Consider the following 16,351-nt stretch of genomic DNA (forward strand, 5'->3'; position numbering starts at 1 on the left):
ATGAGCACGAGAACCGCCCCCATCCGCCTCAACCTTGGCCGCTTCGTCGTCTATGCGACGCTGGCCTTCGCCGTGTGTTTTTACGGCATTCCGTTGCTGTGGCTGTTCATCGCGGGTACGCGCTCGGAGGCGTCGCTGCTCAGCGATCCGCCATTTGCGCTGGGCACCTGGAAGGCGTTCACCCGCACCTGGAATAACCTCACCAGCTACAACAATTTCCAGATCGTCAGCTGGGCGACCAATTCGCTGATCTATTCGGTTGGCGGGGTGCTGCTGTCGCTCGTGGCCTCGATCCCCGGCGGCTATGCGCTGGCGCTGTCGGAGTTTCGCGGACGCAAGCTGATCCTGCTGCTGACGCTGATCGCCATGATCACGCCCAGCACAGCGGTGGTGCTGCCCATATTTCTCGAGATGAACCTGCTGGGCCTGAGCAATACCTACGCGGGCATGATCCTGGCCTCGGGGTTCTTCCCCTTCGGCGTCTACCTGACCTACGTCTATTTCTCGAGCTCGCTGCCGAAGGGCGTGATGGATTCCGCCCGGGTCGATGGCTGCAATCGCTTCCAGCTGTTCACCCGCATCGCGCTGCCTCTGGCGCGGCCGATCATTGCGCTCGTGGCGTTCTTCAGTTTCCTCGCCATCTGGTCGAACTACTTTTTGGCCTTCGTGCTGCTCAGCGACGACAAGCTCTACAACCTGCCGGTTGGGCTGACGGCGCTGGTGAGCGGCTCTGGGGCGCTCAGCAACCTGCCGTCCAATGACGTGCCGATCAAGAAGCCCGAAGTGGTGCTGGCCGCCATTTTGGTCGTACTGCCGGTGCTGCTGATTTTCATGGCGGCGCAACGCTTCGTGCGCTCCGGCATGCTGTCGGGCGCGGAAAAAGGTTAGCGGCCGGCGCGGTCGCAATAGTCATACTGACGGAGGATGCAATGAAGATCACGGGGTTCACGGGTTGGCTGGTCGAGACCGAGCCGGGGCCGAAATTCATCTGGCGCGATGGCCTGCCCGGCTCGCATGGTGACATTCCGCGTGGCACCAAGCCGCGCAAGGCGGTGATCCGCATGGAAACCGATAGCGGGCTCGTGGGCGCCATCGAGGTGGGACGCGGCGATGCCGTGATCGACCTGGTGCGGCGGCGCTACAACTGGTTCATCGGCGAAAATCCGCTGCTGACCGAGCGGATGTGGAACCTGATGTGGGAAATCGACCGCATCGAGGAAGTTCATATGCGCTCGCTCGGCATGCTCGACATGCTGTGCTGGGACGTCAAATCGCAGCAGGCCAAGATGCCGATCTACCAGATGCTGGGCGGCCATGACCGCGTGGTACCGGCCTATGCGTCGACCGTCACCTGGCCGACGATGGACGAGTACGAACGCTACATCAAGATGAGCCGGGACCTCGGTTTCACGGCGTTCAAGCTTCATGCCTGGGGCGACGTGAAGCGCGACATCGCGCTCTCGACCAATTTGCGCAAATGGGTTGGACCCGATGCCGACCTGATGTTCGACGGCTCGGCGGGCTGGGACTATGTCGAGGCGCTGGAGTTCGGCAAGGCGATCCAGGATCTCGGTTTCCTCTGGTACGAGGAGCCGATGCGCGAGTTCTATCTCGGCTCATATGCCAAGCTTTGCGACAAGCTCGATATTCCGATCCTGGCGGCCGAAACCTCCGATGGCGTGCATTGGAACATGGCGAGCTGGATCGAGGCCAAGGCGCTCGACATGACCCGCGTCTCCACCTTCTACAAAGGCGGCTTCACCGGGGCGATGAAGATCGCGCACATGTCGGAAAGCTTTGGCATGCGGGCCCAGGTGCACGGCATGGGGCTGGAAAATGCCCAGCTTTGCGCCGCCATCTCCAACAACGACTATTACGAACAGCTGATCATGAACGAGGAGCAGATCAAGGGCCTCGACAAGCTCGGTCCACTCTCGATCGTGGGTGGCAATCTCACTGTCACCGACGAGCCTGGCCTTGGCTACCACTATGACTGGGACGCGCTCGACAAGGCGGCCCTGACCAAGATCGAGGTCACCGAAAGGCTGGCTTGACCCCAAGAGCAAAAAAGCAAGCAATGCATCACTGAAACCAACAAATGGAGGAGTTATCAATGACGGGTTTCGATAGACGTTCAGTCCTGAAGATGGGCGGAGGGGCGCTGGCCGCCTCGGCCTTGCTGCCGGCGCATGCGTTCGGCCAATCGACCGCGATCAATTACTGGCACACATTCACCAGCCAATCCGAATTTGCCGGGCTCGACGAGGTGATGAAGCTGTTCGCTGCGGCGCATCCCGAAATTACCGTCACGCAGGAGAATATCCCCAATCCCGAATTCATGGCCAAGGTCACCGCGGCTGTGGTCTCGGGCAGCCGTCCGGACACGACCATGGTGGCGTCCGAACGTGTGGCCGATCTTGTTGCCATGGCCGGGCTCACCGACCTGACCGACCGCATCGCCAGTTGGGACCGGCGGGCCGATTTTGACGATGCCCGCTTCAAGTCGATTACCGTGGACGGCAAGGTCTATGGCGTTCCCGCCTTCACCTTTGTGGACTGGATGTATTACCGCAAGGATTGGTTCGACGAGGCGGGCCTGGCGCCACCCACCACCTTTGCGGAATTCCGCGACGCGGCCATCAAGCTGACCGACCCCGCCAAGGGGCGTTACGGTTTCGGCATGCGCGCCGGTGCTGGCGGGCAGGCCTATGTGATCAACGTCATGGAAGGGTTCGGCGCCAAGCTGGTGCAGGACGATGGCACGATTGGCCTCGACCGGGATAAGGCCATCGAAGCCGTGGACTGGTGGGCGGGCCTGTTGACCCGCGACGGGGCGGTGCCGCCCAGCGCGCCCAATGACGGGTTTCGGCAAATCATGGAAGCGTTCCAGACGGGCCAGACGGCCATGGTGTGGCACCACACCGGCTCGTTCCAGGACAATGCCAAGCTGCTCAAGCCGGGCGTTGAGTTCGCCACGGCGGTCATCCCTGCCGGCCCGGTGAATAAGATATCGCGCCTCGGCTACGCCTATAACACCGTGACCAACCCCGACACAATCGATGCCGGTTGGGAGTGGCTCAAGTTCTGGGGCGAGCCGGATGCCGCAATCGCCTTCCTCGAAAAGACCGGCTACTTCCCCGCCTCGACCGCGGCGGCCAAGGACGAGCGCATTTCGGGCAACCCGCTCTACAAGCCGGCCGCCGATACGCTGGCCTTCGGCATTCCGGCGCCGAGTTTTCCCGGTTCTGCGGGTTGGGCCGAGGGGGTCGTGCTGCCTGCCTTCCAACGCGTACTGATCAAGGAAGCGACCCCCGAACAGGCGGTCGATGAGATGATTGACGGCCTTGCGCAGGCCATTGGCTAAATCATGCCTAGGCGGCCGGGGACCCGGCCGCCTCCCCTTTCCGAACACAAGCGAGGCCAGATGATCTCGACTACAGGCCCTGCCTATTCGCCGCCTCGGCGGTCGGCATTTGATCGCTACAATCCATTGCGCTGGATCGGCGAACTCAGCGAGACGCGGTACTGGATGTACCTGCTGCTGCTGCCGAGCGCGCTGCTGATCTGCGCCGTGGTAATTTACCCCACGCTTTACGGCATGCAGATGAGCTTCCACGAGATGCGGCTCAATCGTCCGGGCCTCGGCAATGGCTGGGTCGGGCTGAAGCACTATCAGCGCATGGTGACCGATCCGATCTTCTGGGTCTCGCTGCGCAATACGGCGGTGTGGGTGACGTCGGCCATTGCGCTCGAATTTGTGGTCGGGCTTGTCGCCGCGCTGGCGCTGAACCGCAACCTGCCCGGCAGCAAGATCTTGGCCGTGCTGATCCTGCTCCCCTATTTCCTGCCCAACGTGGTAGCAGGACATATGTGGGCGCTAATGCTCGACCCCCGACTGGGCGTGATCAACGACCTGCTGGTCAAAGTCGGCCTGTTGCAAGGCTACAAGGCCTGGTTCGCCGATCCCACCACCGCCATGGCCGCGGCGATCGTGGTCGAGGCCTGGCACAGTTTTCCGTTTTTCACGCTGCTGCTGCTGGCGGGGCTCAAGGGCATCCCAACGGACCTCTACAAGGCCGCCGATATCGACGGCGCAGGCGCGTTCTCGCAGCTCCGGCTGATTACGCTGCCGATGCTGAAAACCATCATTGCCGCAGCAGTCATCCTGCGGGTCATCGGGCTCGTCAACTCACCCGATCTCCTGCTGATCCTGACCAGCGGCGGCCCCGGCCGCTCGACGCAGGTGCTGTCGCTCTATGCGTTCCAGACCGCCTACAAGGATTTCAATTTCGGCTATGCGGGCGCGCTGTCGGTGGTGATGTTCGTGCTGCTGATGGTGTTTGCCTGGGCCTATGTGCGGCTCTCCAAAGTGAACGAGGACTGACCCATGGCCTCTACCCGCTCACGCTCCAAACTGGTCTGGGACATCATCAGCTATATCGTGCTGATCGGCCTGGCCTTCATCTGCATCGCGCCGATCCTCTGGACCTTCCTGACCTCGCTGAAGGTCGAGAGCGACATCGTCACCCGCACGATGCACTACATCCCGCCGAGCATTACGTTCGACAACTATGTGAAGCTGTGGAACCAGTCGAGCTATCCGACGCTGGTGATCAACAGCCTGATCGTCACGTCAACGACCGTACTGATCTGCCTGCTCACCGGCACCGTCGCCGCCTACGCGTTCTCCCGCTTCCAGTTCAAGGGTCGCACGCAATTGATGCTGGGCTATCTCGTGGTGCGCATGTTCCCGGCCGTGCTGATGATCATCCCGCTGTTCATCGTCATGCGGCAGGTGGGCTTGCTCGACAGCACCTTCGGACTGGCCGTGGCCTATACCAGCTTCCTGTTGCCGTTGTTCGTATGGATGCTGAAAGGCTTTTTCGACGCGGCGCCCAAGGAGCTCGAAAGCGCGGCACGCATCGACGGCACCACACGGCTGGGCGCCATGTTCATGGTGGTCATTCCAATCGCCCGCAACGGCCTTTTGGCCACCTGCGTCTTCGTCGCCATCGCGGCGTGGAACGAATATCTGTTCGCCCTGATGCTGACCACCAGCACCGGTTCGCGCACCTGGCCGGTCGGGCTGCAATTGATGGTCGGCGAATTCCAGCTTCCCTGGGGCATGCTCGCCGCCGGCGGCATGATTTCCATTCTTCCCGTCATCGTCCTGTTTGCCCTGGTGCAGCGGGCGATGGTGGCCGGCCTCACCGCCGGCGCAGTCAAAGGCTAGACCCATGGCAACACTCTCCATCAACTCCGTCCGTAAAAGCTTCGGCACTGTCGAGGTGCTCAGCAATATCGATATCGACGTCGAAGACGGCGGGTTCCTCGTGTTGCTGGGGCCTTCGGGCTGCGGCAAGTCCACTCTGCTGGCGATCATTGCCGGCCTCGAAACCAGTTCGGGCGGCGACATTCTGATCGGCGACCGCAATGTCAACGACGTGCATCCCAAGGACCGCAACATCGCCATGGTGTTCCAGTCCTACGCGCTCTATCCGACCATGCCGGTACGCCGGAATATCGGCTTCGGGCTCGAGATGCGCAAAGTCGACGCCAAGGACCGTGACGCGGCGGTCAACCGTGCGGCCGAGCTGCTGCAGATCGAACACCTACTCGACCGCAAGCCGGGCCAGCTGTCCGGCGGGCAACGCCAGCGTGTGGCCATGGGTCGCGCGATCGTGCGCAATCCGGACCTGTTCCTGTTCGACGAGCCGCTCAGCAATCTCGATGCCAAGCTGCGCGTCGAGATGCGCACCGAGATCAAGCGGCTGCATGAGCGACTGGGCACCACCACGGTCTATGTCACCCACGACCAAGTCGAGGCGCTAACGCTCGGCACCAAGGTTGCGGTGATGAAAGACGGCGTAATCCAGCAATTGGCCGATCCCGAGACCATCTATGAGCGCCCCGCCAACATGTTCGTCGCCAGCTTCATCGGCTCGCCAACGATGAACTTCCTCAAGGGCACGTTGGAGTCGCCGGGTGGCAGCCTCCAACTGCGCTATGACGGCGGGACGCTGGCGCTACCGGACCTGACGCAGGATGTTGCGGGTTTCGTGGGACGCACGGTGGTGGCCGGCATCCGGCCGGAGACCCTGCATGCAGGACCGGGGGCCGCGACCCTGACCGGCGCCGTCGACATCATCGAGCCGACCGGCCCCGACACCATGGTGATCGTCAATGTGGGTGGGCAATTGATCACCGCCCGGCTCGGTCCGAAGGCTCGCCCCGTGTCAGGCCAACCGCTGACCCTTGCGGTGGATAGCGCCGCCATCAACCTTTTCGATCCCGATACCGGCAACCGGATTTGATCTGCGCACGCCATCCATGAGCAAGCACCATGACTGACCTTTCCAAGCTGACCCAAATCGTCGCCACGCGCATCGCCACCATTCCGAAATGGGCGCTGCTGCAACGGCAGATTTTCAGCGTCCTCGACCGGGCCGCGATCGAGTTTGCCGATCGCTATACGCGCGCCGACGGAACGCTGATCTGGCGCGACCGGTGGCCGGGCATGGACGGTTCGGACGATCCCTATGAGGGGTTCATGAACATGCCCCTGTTCTACGCGCTGGGCGGCAGCGAAGAAGTTTATCTACGCTCGCGCACCATCTGGGATGGCATCACCTGGCAGTGGACCGAATATGGCCAGGTCCACCGCGAATACGACGCCTACTACGACTGGATGCACCACGGCGAGAGCAATCTGTTCTTCTACTTCTTCGGCTTGGCCGACCCGAGCGTGCCCAAGGACCGGCAACGCGCGCGCCGCTTTGCGGGCTTCTACAATGGCGAGGACAAGGAAGCGCTCAATTACGATGTGGATAAGCGCCTCATCCGCTCGCCGATCAGCGGTAGCAAGGGGCCGCGCTTCGAGCAGACGGGCGAGGACTGGTCGACCCATCGCGAAATCCTCGACAATTATCTGCCGCCGTTCGAGGATATCCCCGGCATCGATCGCTACGCCACCGAGACTCCGTGGTCGAACGACGCCACCTATGCGGACATCCTGGAGCGCATCAATAGCCGGCAATCGCGCGGGGACGTGCCGCTTAATCTCGGCGCCACATCGCTGATGACCCACGCCTTCGCCTATACGGGCGACGAAAAATACCGAAGCTGGGTCATCGATTATCTCGGCGCCTGGACCGAGCGTACGGCGCGCAATGGCGGTATTACGCCCGACAATATCGGGCTGTCCGGCGAAATTGGCGAATACAATGATGGCAAATGGTGGGGCGGCTATTACGGCTGGCGCTGGCCGCACGGCTCGTTCTCGCTGCTGGAGCCCATGTGCATCGCCGGCGTCAACGCAGCGCTGCTCACCGGCGATATGAGCCACCTCGACCTGCCCCGCTCGCAACTCGACATGCTGTGGGACCTGCGGCGCGAGGAAAACGGCATCCAAGTGGTGCCGAACCGGCACTACGACGCTGGCTGGCGCGACTTCCGCCCGATGCATCCGATGTACGGCACCTATCTGTGGAACGTCTCGATGGCCGAAGAAGATGCCGAGCGGGCCGAACGCGGCTGGGCCGGTCATCTCTTCGACGACGTCAATCCGGCCTATCATGGTTACGGCGCTTCCAATGGCGGCCATATGGGCTTCAACGGCAATACAGCGCAGTGGTTCAAATTCATCCGCGGCGGCAATCCTGACTATCCCGAGGCCCTGCTCGAAGCCAACCTGACGACCATTTCAAATCAGATCGCCGCGTTCCGCGCGCCCGAGAACGATCCCGAAACCATGGATCACTTCCGCGAATCCATGACCATCCACATGTGGCAGCAGCTGACCCCCATGGTGCTCGAAGGCCTAGCGCAGCTCACGCTAGGCGGACCCATGCACGTCTACCACGGCGGGTTGCAACTGGCGCGTTTGCGCTACTTCGACGCCGACGCGCAACGTCCCGGCCTCCCGCCGGGCGTAGCCGCATTGGTGGATAGATTGGCCGACACGAGCGCCGCGCTGACCCTGGTCAACACCGATGCCCTCGCGGCGCGGCGTGTCATTATCCAGGCCGGCGTCTTCGGCGAGCATGTATTCGATGGCGGCTCGCTCGATGGCGAGCGCTTCGATGCCGCCGGCCGCTGGCTCCTCGTCACCCTGCCCCCCGGCGCGACAGCGCAACTGGAGCTTGGCATGCGCCGCTTCGCCAACGCCCCCAACTATGACACCCCATGGCAAAGCGCCGCCTCGGGCCCCGCGCCACTCGTTGGGCGAGAAGTTTAGATCCGAGGAGGAGGATGCCTCCGTGACGTGACAACCGGCCCGGTAGGGAATTGCCCTTAGAAGAGCTGCAAGGGCAATTGCTGGTAGGAGTCCGCCAACCATAGCGCCAGCTTCATGATGGTGAAGGTGGGGTTGGCGCTGCCAGCGGTGGGAAACACCGCGGCGCTGGCCACTGCCACATTGGGCAAAGCATGGCAGCGCAGGTCGGGGCCAACCACCGACGTTGCAGGATTGGTCCCCATACGGGCCGAACCCGAAGGATGGGCGCAGGCCTCCGCCTTGTCGGTGATATGGCCGTAGGGATTGGTTACCGATGGATCCCACACCAGCGGACACAGGTTGTCGAAGCCGGAGCGCTGCCAATAATGCTTCAGGTGCTGCGCGGTGGCGCGAAAGGTCCGCTCGTCGGCGGCGCGGGGCCTCCAGTCAAACCGGGCCTTGGGCATGCCAAGGCGATCCTTTTTGTCCGAAAGGGTGATGCGGTTTTGCGCATGGGGAAGTTGCTCGATCGACGTCATCAGCCGAAAGGCTATGCCTGGGGGCACATAGAGCTGCTTGTGCCACAGCCGCCAGAAGGCGCCTTTGGCTACCAGCTTAAAGTCCCTCATGGCCAAGCCGACCTGCCTGATCTCGACTTTTCGCTGTTGCAGCCCGTGGGCAATGCTCTTGATTGCCGCGAGGCCACTATTGGCCAGGTCCATCGAAACGTAGACGAACGCACTGGAAACGGCCTCGGTTTCCTGGGCGTCGTGCGACAGCTCCAGATGCAGGTCCCGCCGCGTCCCCTTGACGAAGCGATAGCTCAGCAGATGATTGGTGAGCGCCGAGCGGTGACGATCGACCTGCGCCACTTCGGCCTTGAGGTGGTCCTGGAAGTAGCGCCCCAGCGCATCGGTGCCCGCAAAGGCATGCCGGTCGCTGGCTTCGTCGAGCAAGAGCAGCAGGCGCGTGGATTCTATGGTCCCCGCCGCAATGACAAACTGATCCGCCGTCACCTCGATGCGACGCTCCGACAGGCTCTGCGCCTTGAGCGCCAGCAGCCGGCCAGCCTCCCGGTCGAGACCGAAACCCCCAACCGTCGCGTTGAGCCACACGGTAACATACGGGCTCGACCTGAGTTCATCCCCCAGCATGGTGACGATATTGCAGCGCTTGAAGGTCGGGCACTTCGCCCAGCGAGCCTTGAAGTCTTCCTCGTCGGCCCGCAGCAGTCCCGACAGGCCTGGGGTGACTGAATCGATCTCGTCGAAGGAGTCGTGCCCCACTGAAAAGAGCGTCTCCAGTTCCGGCTCATAGCCATCCAGCACGTCTGGGTTGATGGGCCATTCATGCTGGGCGATATGGTGGCGATCGCCGCTATCGGCCGGGCTGATCGGGATCATTCGGCCGCCCCAGCGCGAGGACGAGCCGCCCAACCCGCGATAGCGTCCGGTCAACGCCCGCGAGTAGCGCCGGGCCGGGTCGTCAATTTCATTGAGGGCATGAATTTGCGGATCGAACCGCAGGCTGCCGCTCTCGAGCACGACGACCTTGCGCTTGCGCCGGGCTAACCTGGTGGCCAGCAGCAATCCCGCTATGCCCGCCCCAACCACGCAAAACGAGGCCGTTTCCCCCAGGTCAGGGCCAGCTACCGACAAATCCAGAATGGCCATCAGTTCCCCCATGGCACGCTACGCGCAGACCCTAGGCCGACATCACGGCGAGGTGTTCTGCACATTATGGGACGGTGGCAGCATCAATTCGAGCTATCGCCCAGCCATGATGGGGTTATTGCCGCCCACGGCCCACCGCCACACTCTGACAGGCGAAAACAGCACCAATGCAACGGCGCGTGACCTCGTCCGGCCGCCGATTGCGGGAGAATTGGACCTATGGTTCGGCCGCCCAGAGTTAGCGTCATCATCCCGCACCTGAACGAGCCCGACGATTTGCGGAAATGCCTGCAATCGCTCGATGCGCAGCGGACCCCGGACCTACCCTTCGAGATCATTGTGGTCGATAACGGTTCGCGCACCATGCCCGACTTTGCGGCGACATTCGTTCCTGGCGTGCGGCTGCTGCGCGAAACCACCCCCGGACCGGGCCCCGCGCGCAATCTGGGCGCGGCGATGGCCGCGGCACCAATCCTGGCCTTCATCGATGCGGATTGCGTCGCGGCCAAGGGCTGGCTGGCGGCAATCGTGCGCGGCTTCGACGAGCGTCCCGAGGTCGACTTCGCCGGCGGCGATATTCGCATCCGGCCCGCCGCGGTGGACCAGCTGACCGCAGTCGAGGCCTATGAGAACATCTACAGCTACCGCACGCGGCTTTACGTCGAGCAACTTGGATTTGCCGCCACCGGCAACATGGCGGTCCGCACCGATGTCTTCCGTTCCGTGGGTCCGTTTGGCGGCATCGGCACCATGGAGGATACCGAATGGGGCCAGCGCGCCACGTCCATGGGCTACCTCATCACCTACTTGAAGGATGCTCGGGTCTATACGCCCTCATGCACGTCCTTCGCCGAGCTGGCGCGGCGCTGGGATCGTCACGTCGCTCATGAATTCCGCGAAATCGGCGACGCGAAGTGGGGAAAGCTGCGCTGGCTGGCCAAGAGCGCCGTCATGGCGGCGTCGCCCCCGCTTGAACTGCTGCGCATCTGCAAGTCGGACCGCGTCACCAGCTGGCGCGAGCGCTGGCTGGCGCTGCGCTGCGTCACCCGCGTCCGTCTCTACCGTGCGCGCCGGATGGTGGGACTGGTCTGGCACGACAACGCCGCCGGCATGGTGGACATGTGGAACCGGGAAAACCGCTGAACCGCGGCCGCTGCATCGATCGAGCTAGATCAACCGGTTCGGCACTCCTCCGATCTGCCCGGCCTCCATCGCATGAGCGAAGTGTGCCCCAGGCGGGCTCATGCAACTGTTGGCAGGCAGGCGATCTGCAAATTTGGCATCAAGGCGAGGAAGCAGAATGCTGCAGGATGTGATTGGGCGCTCCAAGTATGACGACTTCGCCGGCGAGGGGGTCGACCGGATCGAAGCTTTGGACCCCAAGCTCGCCTCGGCCCGCGAACGGTTGCCCGAACTGTGCGACCTGGCCGTCAATGGGTTGCGACGCATGGCACTGCCCGATCTGCACTTCCCCCATACCATGCGGGGCGTCGGCAGCCGGAACGGCTCGGGGGTAATTCCTGAAGGCGATAACCTGCGCTACACCATTAACGTGGCGCAAGGGCTGGCTTGGACCACCGAAGCCCAGCAGCGCTCCGTGCTGGATGGCAAGACGGCCGTCGACTTGGCGTTGGCCTGCATCGAGCGGGCGGCAAAGTCCGGCGAGCCGGGCGCCATAGCGCTGGCGGCCTGGGCTGCGGCGGAGACGGCCGGGGTATTTGCCGGCGAGCTGTTCGCGTTACTCGAAACCAGCCTGAGCCATGACAACTCAATTCAGACCGTTTCCTGCGCGTGGGCGTTGACCGCAGCCCTTGCGGCTCGCCATCTCGGCCCGACGGCCGAGGTGCAGCGGCTGGCCAGCCGGCTGCTCCTGCTGCATGCACAGTCGGATAGCGGCCTGTTCCGCCATTTCACGCCGGCGAATGCGGCTGGTTTTGCGCGCGGCCATGTGGGTTGCTTTGCCGATCAGGTCTACCCGATCCAAGCGCTGGCGCGGCTGGGCTACATGGATGGCGACCGGGTGGCGCTGCGCGCCGCCGAGGCATGTGCGGCGCGGATCGTGGCGCTGCAGGGCGAAGCCGGCCAGTGGTGGTGGCATTACGACACGCGCGACGGCAGCGTGGTCGAGGGCTATCCGGTCTATAGCGTGCACCAGCATGCCATGGCGCCGATGGCGCTGCTCGATCTAAACGAGGCCGGCGGCACCGACCATCGCGCGGCCCTGGCCAAGGGCCTGGGCTGGCTCGACCGACGCCCCGAAACCGACGAGCCGATGATCTCTGCCGAAGATGGCGTGATCTGGCGCAAGATTGGTCGCAACGAGCCGCCCAAGCTGGTTCGCTCGGTCGCTGCCGTCACCACCGCGGTCAGCGCCGGCTGGCACTTGCCGGGCCTCGATACCGTGTTTCCGCCGGTCAAAGTCGATCGCGAATGCCGGCCCTATGAGTTCGGCTGGATGCTCTATGCCTGGCGATCACGTGGCGTGGTGCAGGCGCTTCGCCACCAGACGCGCCGATACTGAGATTTGGGGATTGAGAGATTGGGGCCCGGCGTAATCGCCGGGCCCCAAACCTTTTGACCTAGGGTTCACGCAGGCTTTCGTCGAGCCCACGGATCAGCGGATAGAGGAAATAGGATATCACGGTGCGATCGCCGGCATGGATTTCGGCTGAGACAGTCATCCCCGGCAACATCCGGAACGAGGCTGGCACCTGCCGCAACGCGTCCTGCCCCAAGGCAATATGCACCTTGTAGAACGCAGCGCCGCCTTGCGGGTTGTCACCGGCCTGCTTGGCGAAGGAATTCTCGCTGATCGAGATGACCTTGCCCTCGATGGTGCCGTGTTCCTGGAACGGGAAAGCATCGAATTTGATGCGGGCAAGATCGCCGGTGCTCAGATGGCCGATATCGTTGCTGGCGACGGTGACCTCGGCTTCGAGCGGCACATTCAGCGGCACCAGGGTAATCAGCGGTTCGGCGGGCTGCACGACCGAAGCCACCGAGCGCTGCGCCACTTCCAACACCGCCGCATCGGCAGGGGCGGTGATATGGGACATCGCTTCGCGCAGGCTGACCTTGCGCAGTTCCTCGCCCGCGCCGGCCTGCTTGTCCTGCAGGTCCACCAGCGCCTCGAACAGCACGCGGCGATAGTCCGCGATATAATTCTGCCGTTCCGCCCGCGTCTGGTCGAGTTGCTGCTCGGCGGCGTCATATTGCCCGCTCAATCGCGTCAGCGACACCTGGATATCGAGGCTGACGTCCTGCGCCTGCAGATAGGTCAGGCGCGATCCGTTGCCGGTATCGGCGAGGGACGCGTGCATAGTCTGAATTTCCTGCAGGCCCGTGAGGCGCTTGCCCAGCATTGCCTCTTCGGAGCTGGTCGCGTGCAACACCGACTCTCCGTGGGCGATCTGGGCGTCGAAATCGTCGAGCTTGGCCTGGTAGGCGGCAAGGCGCTGCGCCGCCAGCTGCGCCTGCATCAAGGCTTCGGGCGACGCGTCCGCCGGGGGGGCATAGATCGTTCCGGCAAGTTCGGCCTGGAGGCGATCGATCTGCGCGGCAAAACCGGCGAGCTTGGATTGCAACTGCCCCGCATCCGAGGAGCTGAATGTGGGATCGAGCGTCGCCAGCAATTGCCCCTTGGTGACGATGTCGCCGGCCTTGACCAGGATGGAGCGGATGATCGAGGTTTCAAGCGGTTGCATGACGAGGGTTGGCTCGCTGGTTGCAAGCCGGCCCGGCGCGACAACGATTTCGTCGATCTTGGAAACACTGGCCCAATAGATGGCGCAGCCGATCGCCGCGGCCACCAGGTACAGCGTCATCCGCGCCGTGATGGGCGGCTTGCGCTCCTCGAGGGCAATGGCATCGGTCTGGAATTCCATGATGACGGGCTGCTTGGCCGTCGGCACGGGCTTGAGCTGGGGCTTTTTGGTGGGCTCGACCACCTTGAGGGTTTTGGCTGTGGCGTTCATCCGACAAGCTTCATCTGCTGGTTCCACAAGTGCCGGTAGGTCGTGCAACTCGTCACGAGCTGGCTATGAGGGCCGACGTCGACCAGACGGCCACGATCCATGACGATGATCGCATCGGCATCGGTCAGCATGGACAGGCGATGGGAGACGATGACCACCGTGCGTCCCGCCGCGATCCCCTTGATGGAGCGCTTGACGATGGCTTCGCTCTCGGGATCAAGCGCGCTGGTGGCCTCGTCGAGGATGAGAAACTTCGGATCGGTGATCAGGGCCCGCGCAATCGAGAGGCGCTGGCGCTGACCGCCGGAGAAATTCTCGGCGCCCTCCTCGACCAGGGTGTCATAGCCGCGCGGCAGCTGTTCGATAAACTCCACGGCGCCGGCCAACTTCGCCGCCTCCACAACCTGCTCGAAAGTCGCATCGGGCTTGGCCGCGGCGATGTTCTCGCGCACGGTGCCGCGAAACAGGAAGCTGTCCTGCAGCACCACACCCACGCTGCGCCGCAAATGGTTGAGGTCGAGCTCACGCACATCATAGCCGCCGATGCGGATGAGCCCCTGCTGCACGGGATAGAGACCCTGGATCAGCCTCGTCACCGTGCTCTTGCCCGAACCGCTGCGGCCAACCACGCCAACGACGCTGCCGCCGGGGATTTCGAATGACAGATCGTTCAGCGCAAACGCATCGTCGTGCCGGTAGCGGAAGGCGATGTTTTCAAACTCGATGCCGCCGACGAGCTCGGGGCGAAGGCCTTCGGTGCGTCCCGCGCGCTCGACCTTCTGGTTCATCACCTCGCCCAGCATGCGCACCGACAGCGCCACTTCCTGGTATTCGTGCACCATGGTGACAATCGCCACCAACGGGCCCGACACCCGGCCGGCCAGCATGTTGAAGGCGATCAGGACACCGACCGTCATGCTGCCGTCAAACACGTGCAGCGCGCCGATGCCGATGATGGCGACACCCATGAGCTTTTCCAGCAGCCCGGTGACTGCCTGGGCGGTGATCGAGATCGTCTCGACCTTGAAGCGCGTATTGATGGTTTGCGCCGACCGGTCGTCCCACACCCGGCGCTGCAGCGGCTCCATGGCGAGCGACTTCAAGGTGCGGATCCCGTGCACGGTTTCCACCAACAGCCCCTGCCGGGCCCCTTCGGCGGCATAGAGCGCTGCCAGCCGCTTACGGAAAGGCGCGATCAGCAGCGCCACCACGAGGCCAATCAGCACGCTGAAGCCCAGCACGATCAGCGACAGCTCCCAGCTATAGAGCATCAGCACCGGCACGAAGACGAAGAGTGACAGCGCGTCCAGCAGCGTCAGGAACAGCCGCCCGGTGAGGAACTCGCGGATACGGCTCGACTGCTGCATGTGCTTGACCAGCACGCCGGCCGACGCCTGCTCGAAAAAGGTAATCGGCAGGTCCAGCAGATGCCGGAACGTGCGCGTCGACACCCTGATGTCGATGCGGTTGGTGGCGTAGATCAGCAGGTAGCGCCGCAAGAACACGAACACTGCCTCGAACAGCAGCGCCACGCCGACGCCGATGGCGAGCACATAGAGGGTGGAATAGCTTTGGTGCACCAGCACCTTGTCGATCACCAGTTGGAAGAAAATCGGCGTCGCCAGCCCCAGCGCGTAGAGAAACAGGGCCGCAATGGCGACATCAGCAAAGAGGCGCTTCTGGTGCAATATCTCGGGGATGAACCAGCGAAAGCCGAACGGCTGCTCCGGATCGGCTATGGCGTAGCTGCGCTTGGCCAGCAGGACTTCGCCCTTCCAGCGCTTGACGAACTGGTCGAGCGGCACCGCGATCATTCCGCCGGGTGTCTCGGCCAGGGGGTCGTAGAGCCGCACGATGTCGGTGCCCTGCTCGTCCCGTTCAAATCCGAGCACGCTGACCCAGTTGCCGTTTTCAAGGCGCGCCAGCGCAGGATAGGCCGCACCAAGACGCAGCAGACCGCCGCGCTTGATCTTGGTTCGGCGCGCCTTCAAGCCGGCATCGCGCGCCATGCGCAGCATCAGGTCGAAGCCGATGCCCTCATCGCGAATGGCGTATTCGGCGATGAGCCTATCCGCGCTGGTGTCGAGGCCATGATGACGCAACGTGGCCGCGAGACATTCCGGGCCGGTCTGGATAGGGGCCTGCATGGCGATTGGCTACCGGTTCAGTCGAAATTGGGGGACGCGTTGTGGCGCACGCCGTTGCCATTCGGCCGGGGCGCATTGACGGGGATCGCCACATCGTCGGGCACGTTGTTCCGACGGATCGCGCCGGCCTCGATCAGCCCGTTCATGGCGTTTTGCAGCACGTCGAAGCTGTTGGCGAAGCCTTCGAGCGACATGACGATACGCTGGCGATGTTCGGGCACCAATTGCCCGAGATCGTCGCGCATTGTGGTCGACAGGCTGACCAGATCAATGCGGACGATGGTGCCCGTGACGGTGATTTCCCCGATGGCGTCGGCATAAAGTTCCTGCATGATTCTAACT

13 protein-coding genes are annotated in these 16,351 nt (G+C 63.2%); 9 read left to right on the forward strand and 4 right to left on the reverse strand.

What is annotated here, in order from left to right; translation table 11 throughout:
* Genes JWP26_RS08020 through JWP26_RS08050 form a run of 7 tightly spaced genes read left to right on the forward strand, consistent with a single transcriptional unit; the run spans nucleotide 1 to nucleotide 8,236 of the window.
* On the forward strand, nucleotides 1-888 hold the full coding sequence (locus tag JWP26_RS08020; protein ID WP_299725500.1) for a carbohydrate ABC transporter permease: 888 nt from the start codon (nucleotides 1-3) through the stop codon (nucleotides 886-888).
* A gap of 41 nt (nucleotides 889-929) precedes the next feature.
* A complete protein-coding gene (locus JWP26_RS08025) occupies nucleotides 930-2,054 on the forward strand; it encodes an enolase C-terminal domain-like protein (protein ID WP_299725503.1) in 1,125 nt (374 codons plus the stop codon).
* Between the two features lie 59 nt (nucleotides 2,055-2,113).
* On the forward strand, nucleotides 2,114-3,364 hold the full coding sequence (locus tag JWP26_RS08030; protein ID WP_299725506.1) for an extracellular solute-binding protein: 1,251 nt from the start codon (nucleotides 2,114-2,116) through the stop codon (nucleotides 3,362-3,364).
* Nucleotides 3,365-3,424: 60 nt separating this feature from the next.
* Nucleotides 3,425-4,384 (forward strand): carbohydrate ABC transporter permease, encoded by a 960-nt coding sequence (locus JWP26_RS08035; RefSeq protein ID WP_299725509.1) that lies wholly within the window; start codon nucleotides 3,425-3,427, stop codon nucleotides 4,382-4,384.
* A gap of 3 nt (nucleotides 4,385-4,387) precedes the next feature.
* The gene (locus tag JWP26_RS08040) at nucleotides 4,388-5,233 is read left to right on the forward strand and encodes a carbohydrate ABC transporter permease (RefSeq protein WP_299725511.1); all 846 of its coding nucleotides are present in this window, start codon (nucleotides 4,388-4,390) and stop codon (nucleotides 5,231-5,233) included.
* Between the two features lie 4 nt (nucleotides 5,234-5,237).
* Nucleotides 5,238-6,314, forward strand: a complete 1,077-nt coding sequence (locus JWP26_RS08045; protein ID WP_299725513.1) for an ABC transporter ATP-binding protein — start codon at nucleotides 5,238-5,240, stop codon at nucleotides 6,312-6,314.
* 29 nt (nucleotides 6,315-6,343) lie between these two features.
* Nucleotides 6,344-8,236, forward strand: coding sequence for a hypothetical protein (locus JWP26_RS08050; protein WP_299725516.1), 1,893 nt, complete (start codon nucleotides 6,344-6,346; stop codon nucleotides 8,234-8,236).
* Nucleotides 8,237-8,292: 56 nt separating this feature from the next.
* Here JWP26_RS08050 and JWP26_RS08055 read toward each other — a convergent pair whose 3' ends face one another.
* On the reverse strand, nucleotides 8,293-9,888 hold the full coding sequence (locus JWP26_RS08055) for a GMC family oxidoreductase (RefSeq protein WP_299725519.1): 1,596 nt from the start codon (nucleotides 9,886-9,888) through the stop codon (nucleotides 8,293-8,295).
* Between the two features lie 219 nt (nucleotides 9,889-10,107).
* On the opposite strand from JWP26_RS08055, the gene JWP26_RS08060 reads away from it, so the two are divergent.
* Together JWP26_RS08060 and JWP26_RS08065 are read left to right on the forward strand one after the other, a co-directional pair.
* Entirely contained in the window at nucleotides 10,108-11,031 is a 924-nt protein-coding gene (locus JWP26_RS08060) for a glycosyltransferase family 2 protein (protein WP_299725522.1), read from the forward strand.
* A 157-nt stretch (nucleotides 11,032-11,188) separates the two neighbouring features.
* Nucleotides 11,189-12,409, forward strand: coding sequence for a hypothetical protein (locus tag JWP26_RS08065; protein ID WP_299725525.1), 1,221 nt, complete (start codon nucleotides 11,189-11,191; stop codon nucleotides 12,407-12,409).
* A 58-nt stretch (nucleotides 12,410-12,467) separates the two neighbouring features.
* On the opposite strand, the gene JWP26_RS08070 is transcribed toward JWP26_RS08065, so the two are convergent.
* Genes JWP26_RS08070 through JWP26_RS08080 form a run of 3 tightly spaced genes read right to left on the reverse strand, consistent with a single transcriptional unit; the run spans nucleotide 12,468 to nucleotide 16,344 of the window.
* Complete coding sequence (locus tag JWP26_RS08070) at nucleotides 12,468-13,862, reverse strand: HlyD family type I secretion periplasmic adaptor subunit (RefSeq protein ID WP_299725528.1); 1,395 nt, start codon at nucleotides 13,860-13,862, stop codon at nucleotides 12,468-12,470.
* Nucleotides 13,859-16,009: a peptidase domain-containing ABC transporter gene (locus JWP26_RS08075; RefSeq protein WP_299725531.1), complete on the reverse strand. Its 2,151-nt coding sequence runs from the start codon at nucleotides 16,007-16,009 to the stop codon at nucleotides 13,859-13,861. The genes JWP26_RS08070 and JWP26_RS08075 overlap by 4 nt, the downstream gene beginning before the upstream one ends.
* A 17-nt stretch (nucleotides 16,010-16,026) precedes the next feature.
* Entirely contained in the window at nucleotides 16,027-16,344 is a 318-nt protein-coding gene (locus JWP26_RS08080; RefSeq protein ID WP_299725634.1) for a hypothetical protein, read from the reverse strand.
* Nucleotides 16,345-16,351: the final 7 nt, after the last annotated feature.

The organism is Devosia sp. (genome assembly GCF_028290435.1).
Lineage (GTDB): Bacteria > Pseudomonadota > Alphaproteobacteria > Rhizobiales > Devosiaceae > Devosia.

What these genes read in the sequence shown, in the direction of transcription:
- JWP26_RS08020 (WP_299725500.1), top strand. Translation starts at nt 1, where the DNA reads ATGAGCACGAGAACCGCCCCCATCCGCCTCAACCTTGGCCGCTTCGTC.
- JWP26_RS08025 (WP_299725503.1), top strand. Translation starts at nt 930, where the DNA reads ATGAAGATCACGGGGTTCACGGGTTGGCTGGTCGAGACCGAGCCGGGG.
- JWP26_RS08030 (WP_299725506.1), top strand. Translation starts at nt 2,114, where the DNA reads ATGACGGGTTTCGATAGACGTTCAGTCCTGAAGATGGGCGGAGGGGCG.
- JWP26_RS08035 (WP_299725509.1), top strand. Translation starts at nt 3,425, where the DNA reads ATGATCTCGACTACAGGCCCTGCCTATTCGCCGCCTCGGCGGTCGGCA.
- JWP26_RS08040 (WP_299725511.1), top strand. Translation starts at nt 4,388, where the DNA reads ATGGCCTCTACCCGCTCACGCTCCAAACTGGTCTGGGACATCATCAGC.
- JWP26_RS08045 (WP_299725513.1), top strand. Translation starts at nt 5,238, where the DNA reads ATGGCAACACTCTCCATCAACTCCGTCCGTAAAAGCTTCGGCACTGTC.
- JWP26_RS08050 (WP_299725516.1), top strand. Translation starts at nt 6,344, where the DNA reads ATGACTGACCTTTCCAAGCTGACCCAAATCGTCGCCACGCGCATCGCC.
- JWP26_RS08055 (WP_299725519.1), bottom strand. Translation starts at nt 9,888, where the DNA reads ATGGCCATTCTGGATTTGTCGGTAGCTGGCCCTGACCTGGGGGAAACG.
- JWP26_RS08060 (WP_299725522.1), top strand. Translation starts at nt 10,108, where the DNA reads ATGGTTCGGCCGCCCAGAGTTAGCGTCATCATCCCGCACCTGAACGAG.
- JWP26_RS08065 (WP_299725525.1), top strand. Translation starts at nt 11,189, where the DNA reads ATGCTGCAGGATGTGATTGGGCGCTCCAAGTATGACGACTTCGCCGGC.
- JWP26_RS08070 (WP_299725528.1), bottom strand. Translation starts at nt 13,862, where the DNA reads ATGAACGCCACAGCCAAAACCCTCAAGGTGGTCGAGCCCACCAAAAAG.
- JWP26_RS08075 (WP_299725531.1), bottom strand. Translation starts at nt 16,009, where the DNA reads ATGCAGGCCCCTATCCAGACCGGCCCGGAATGTCTCGCGGCCACGTTG.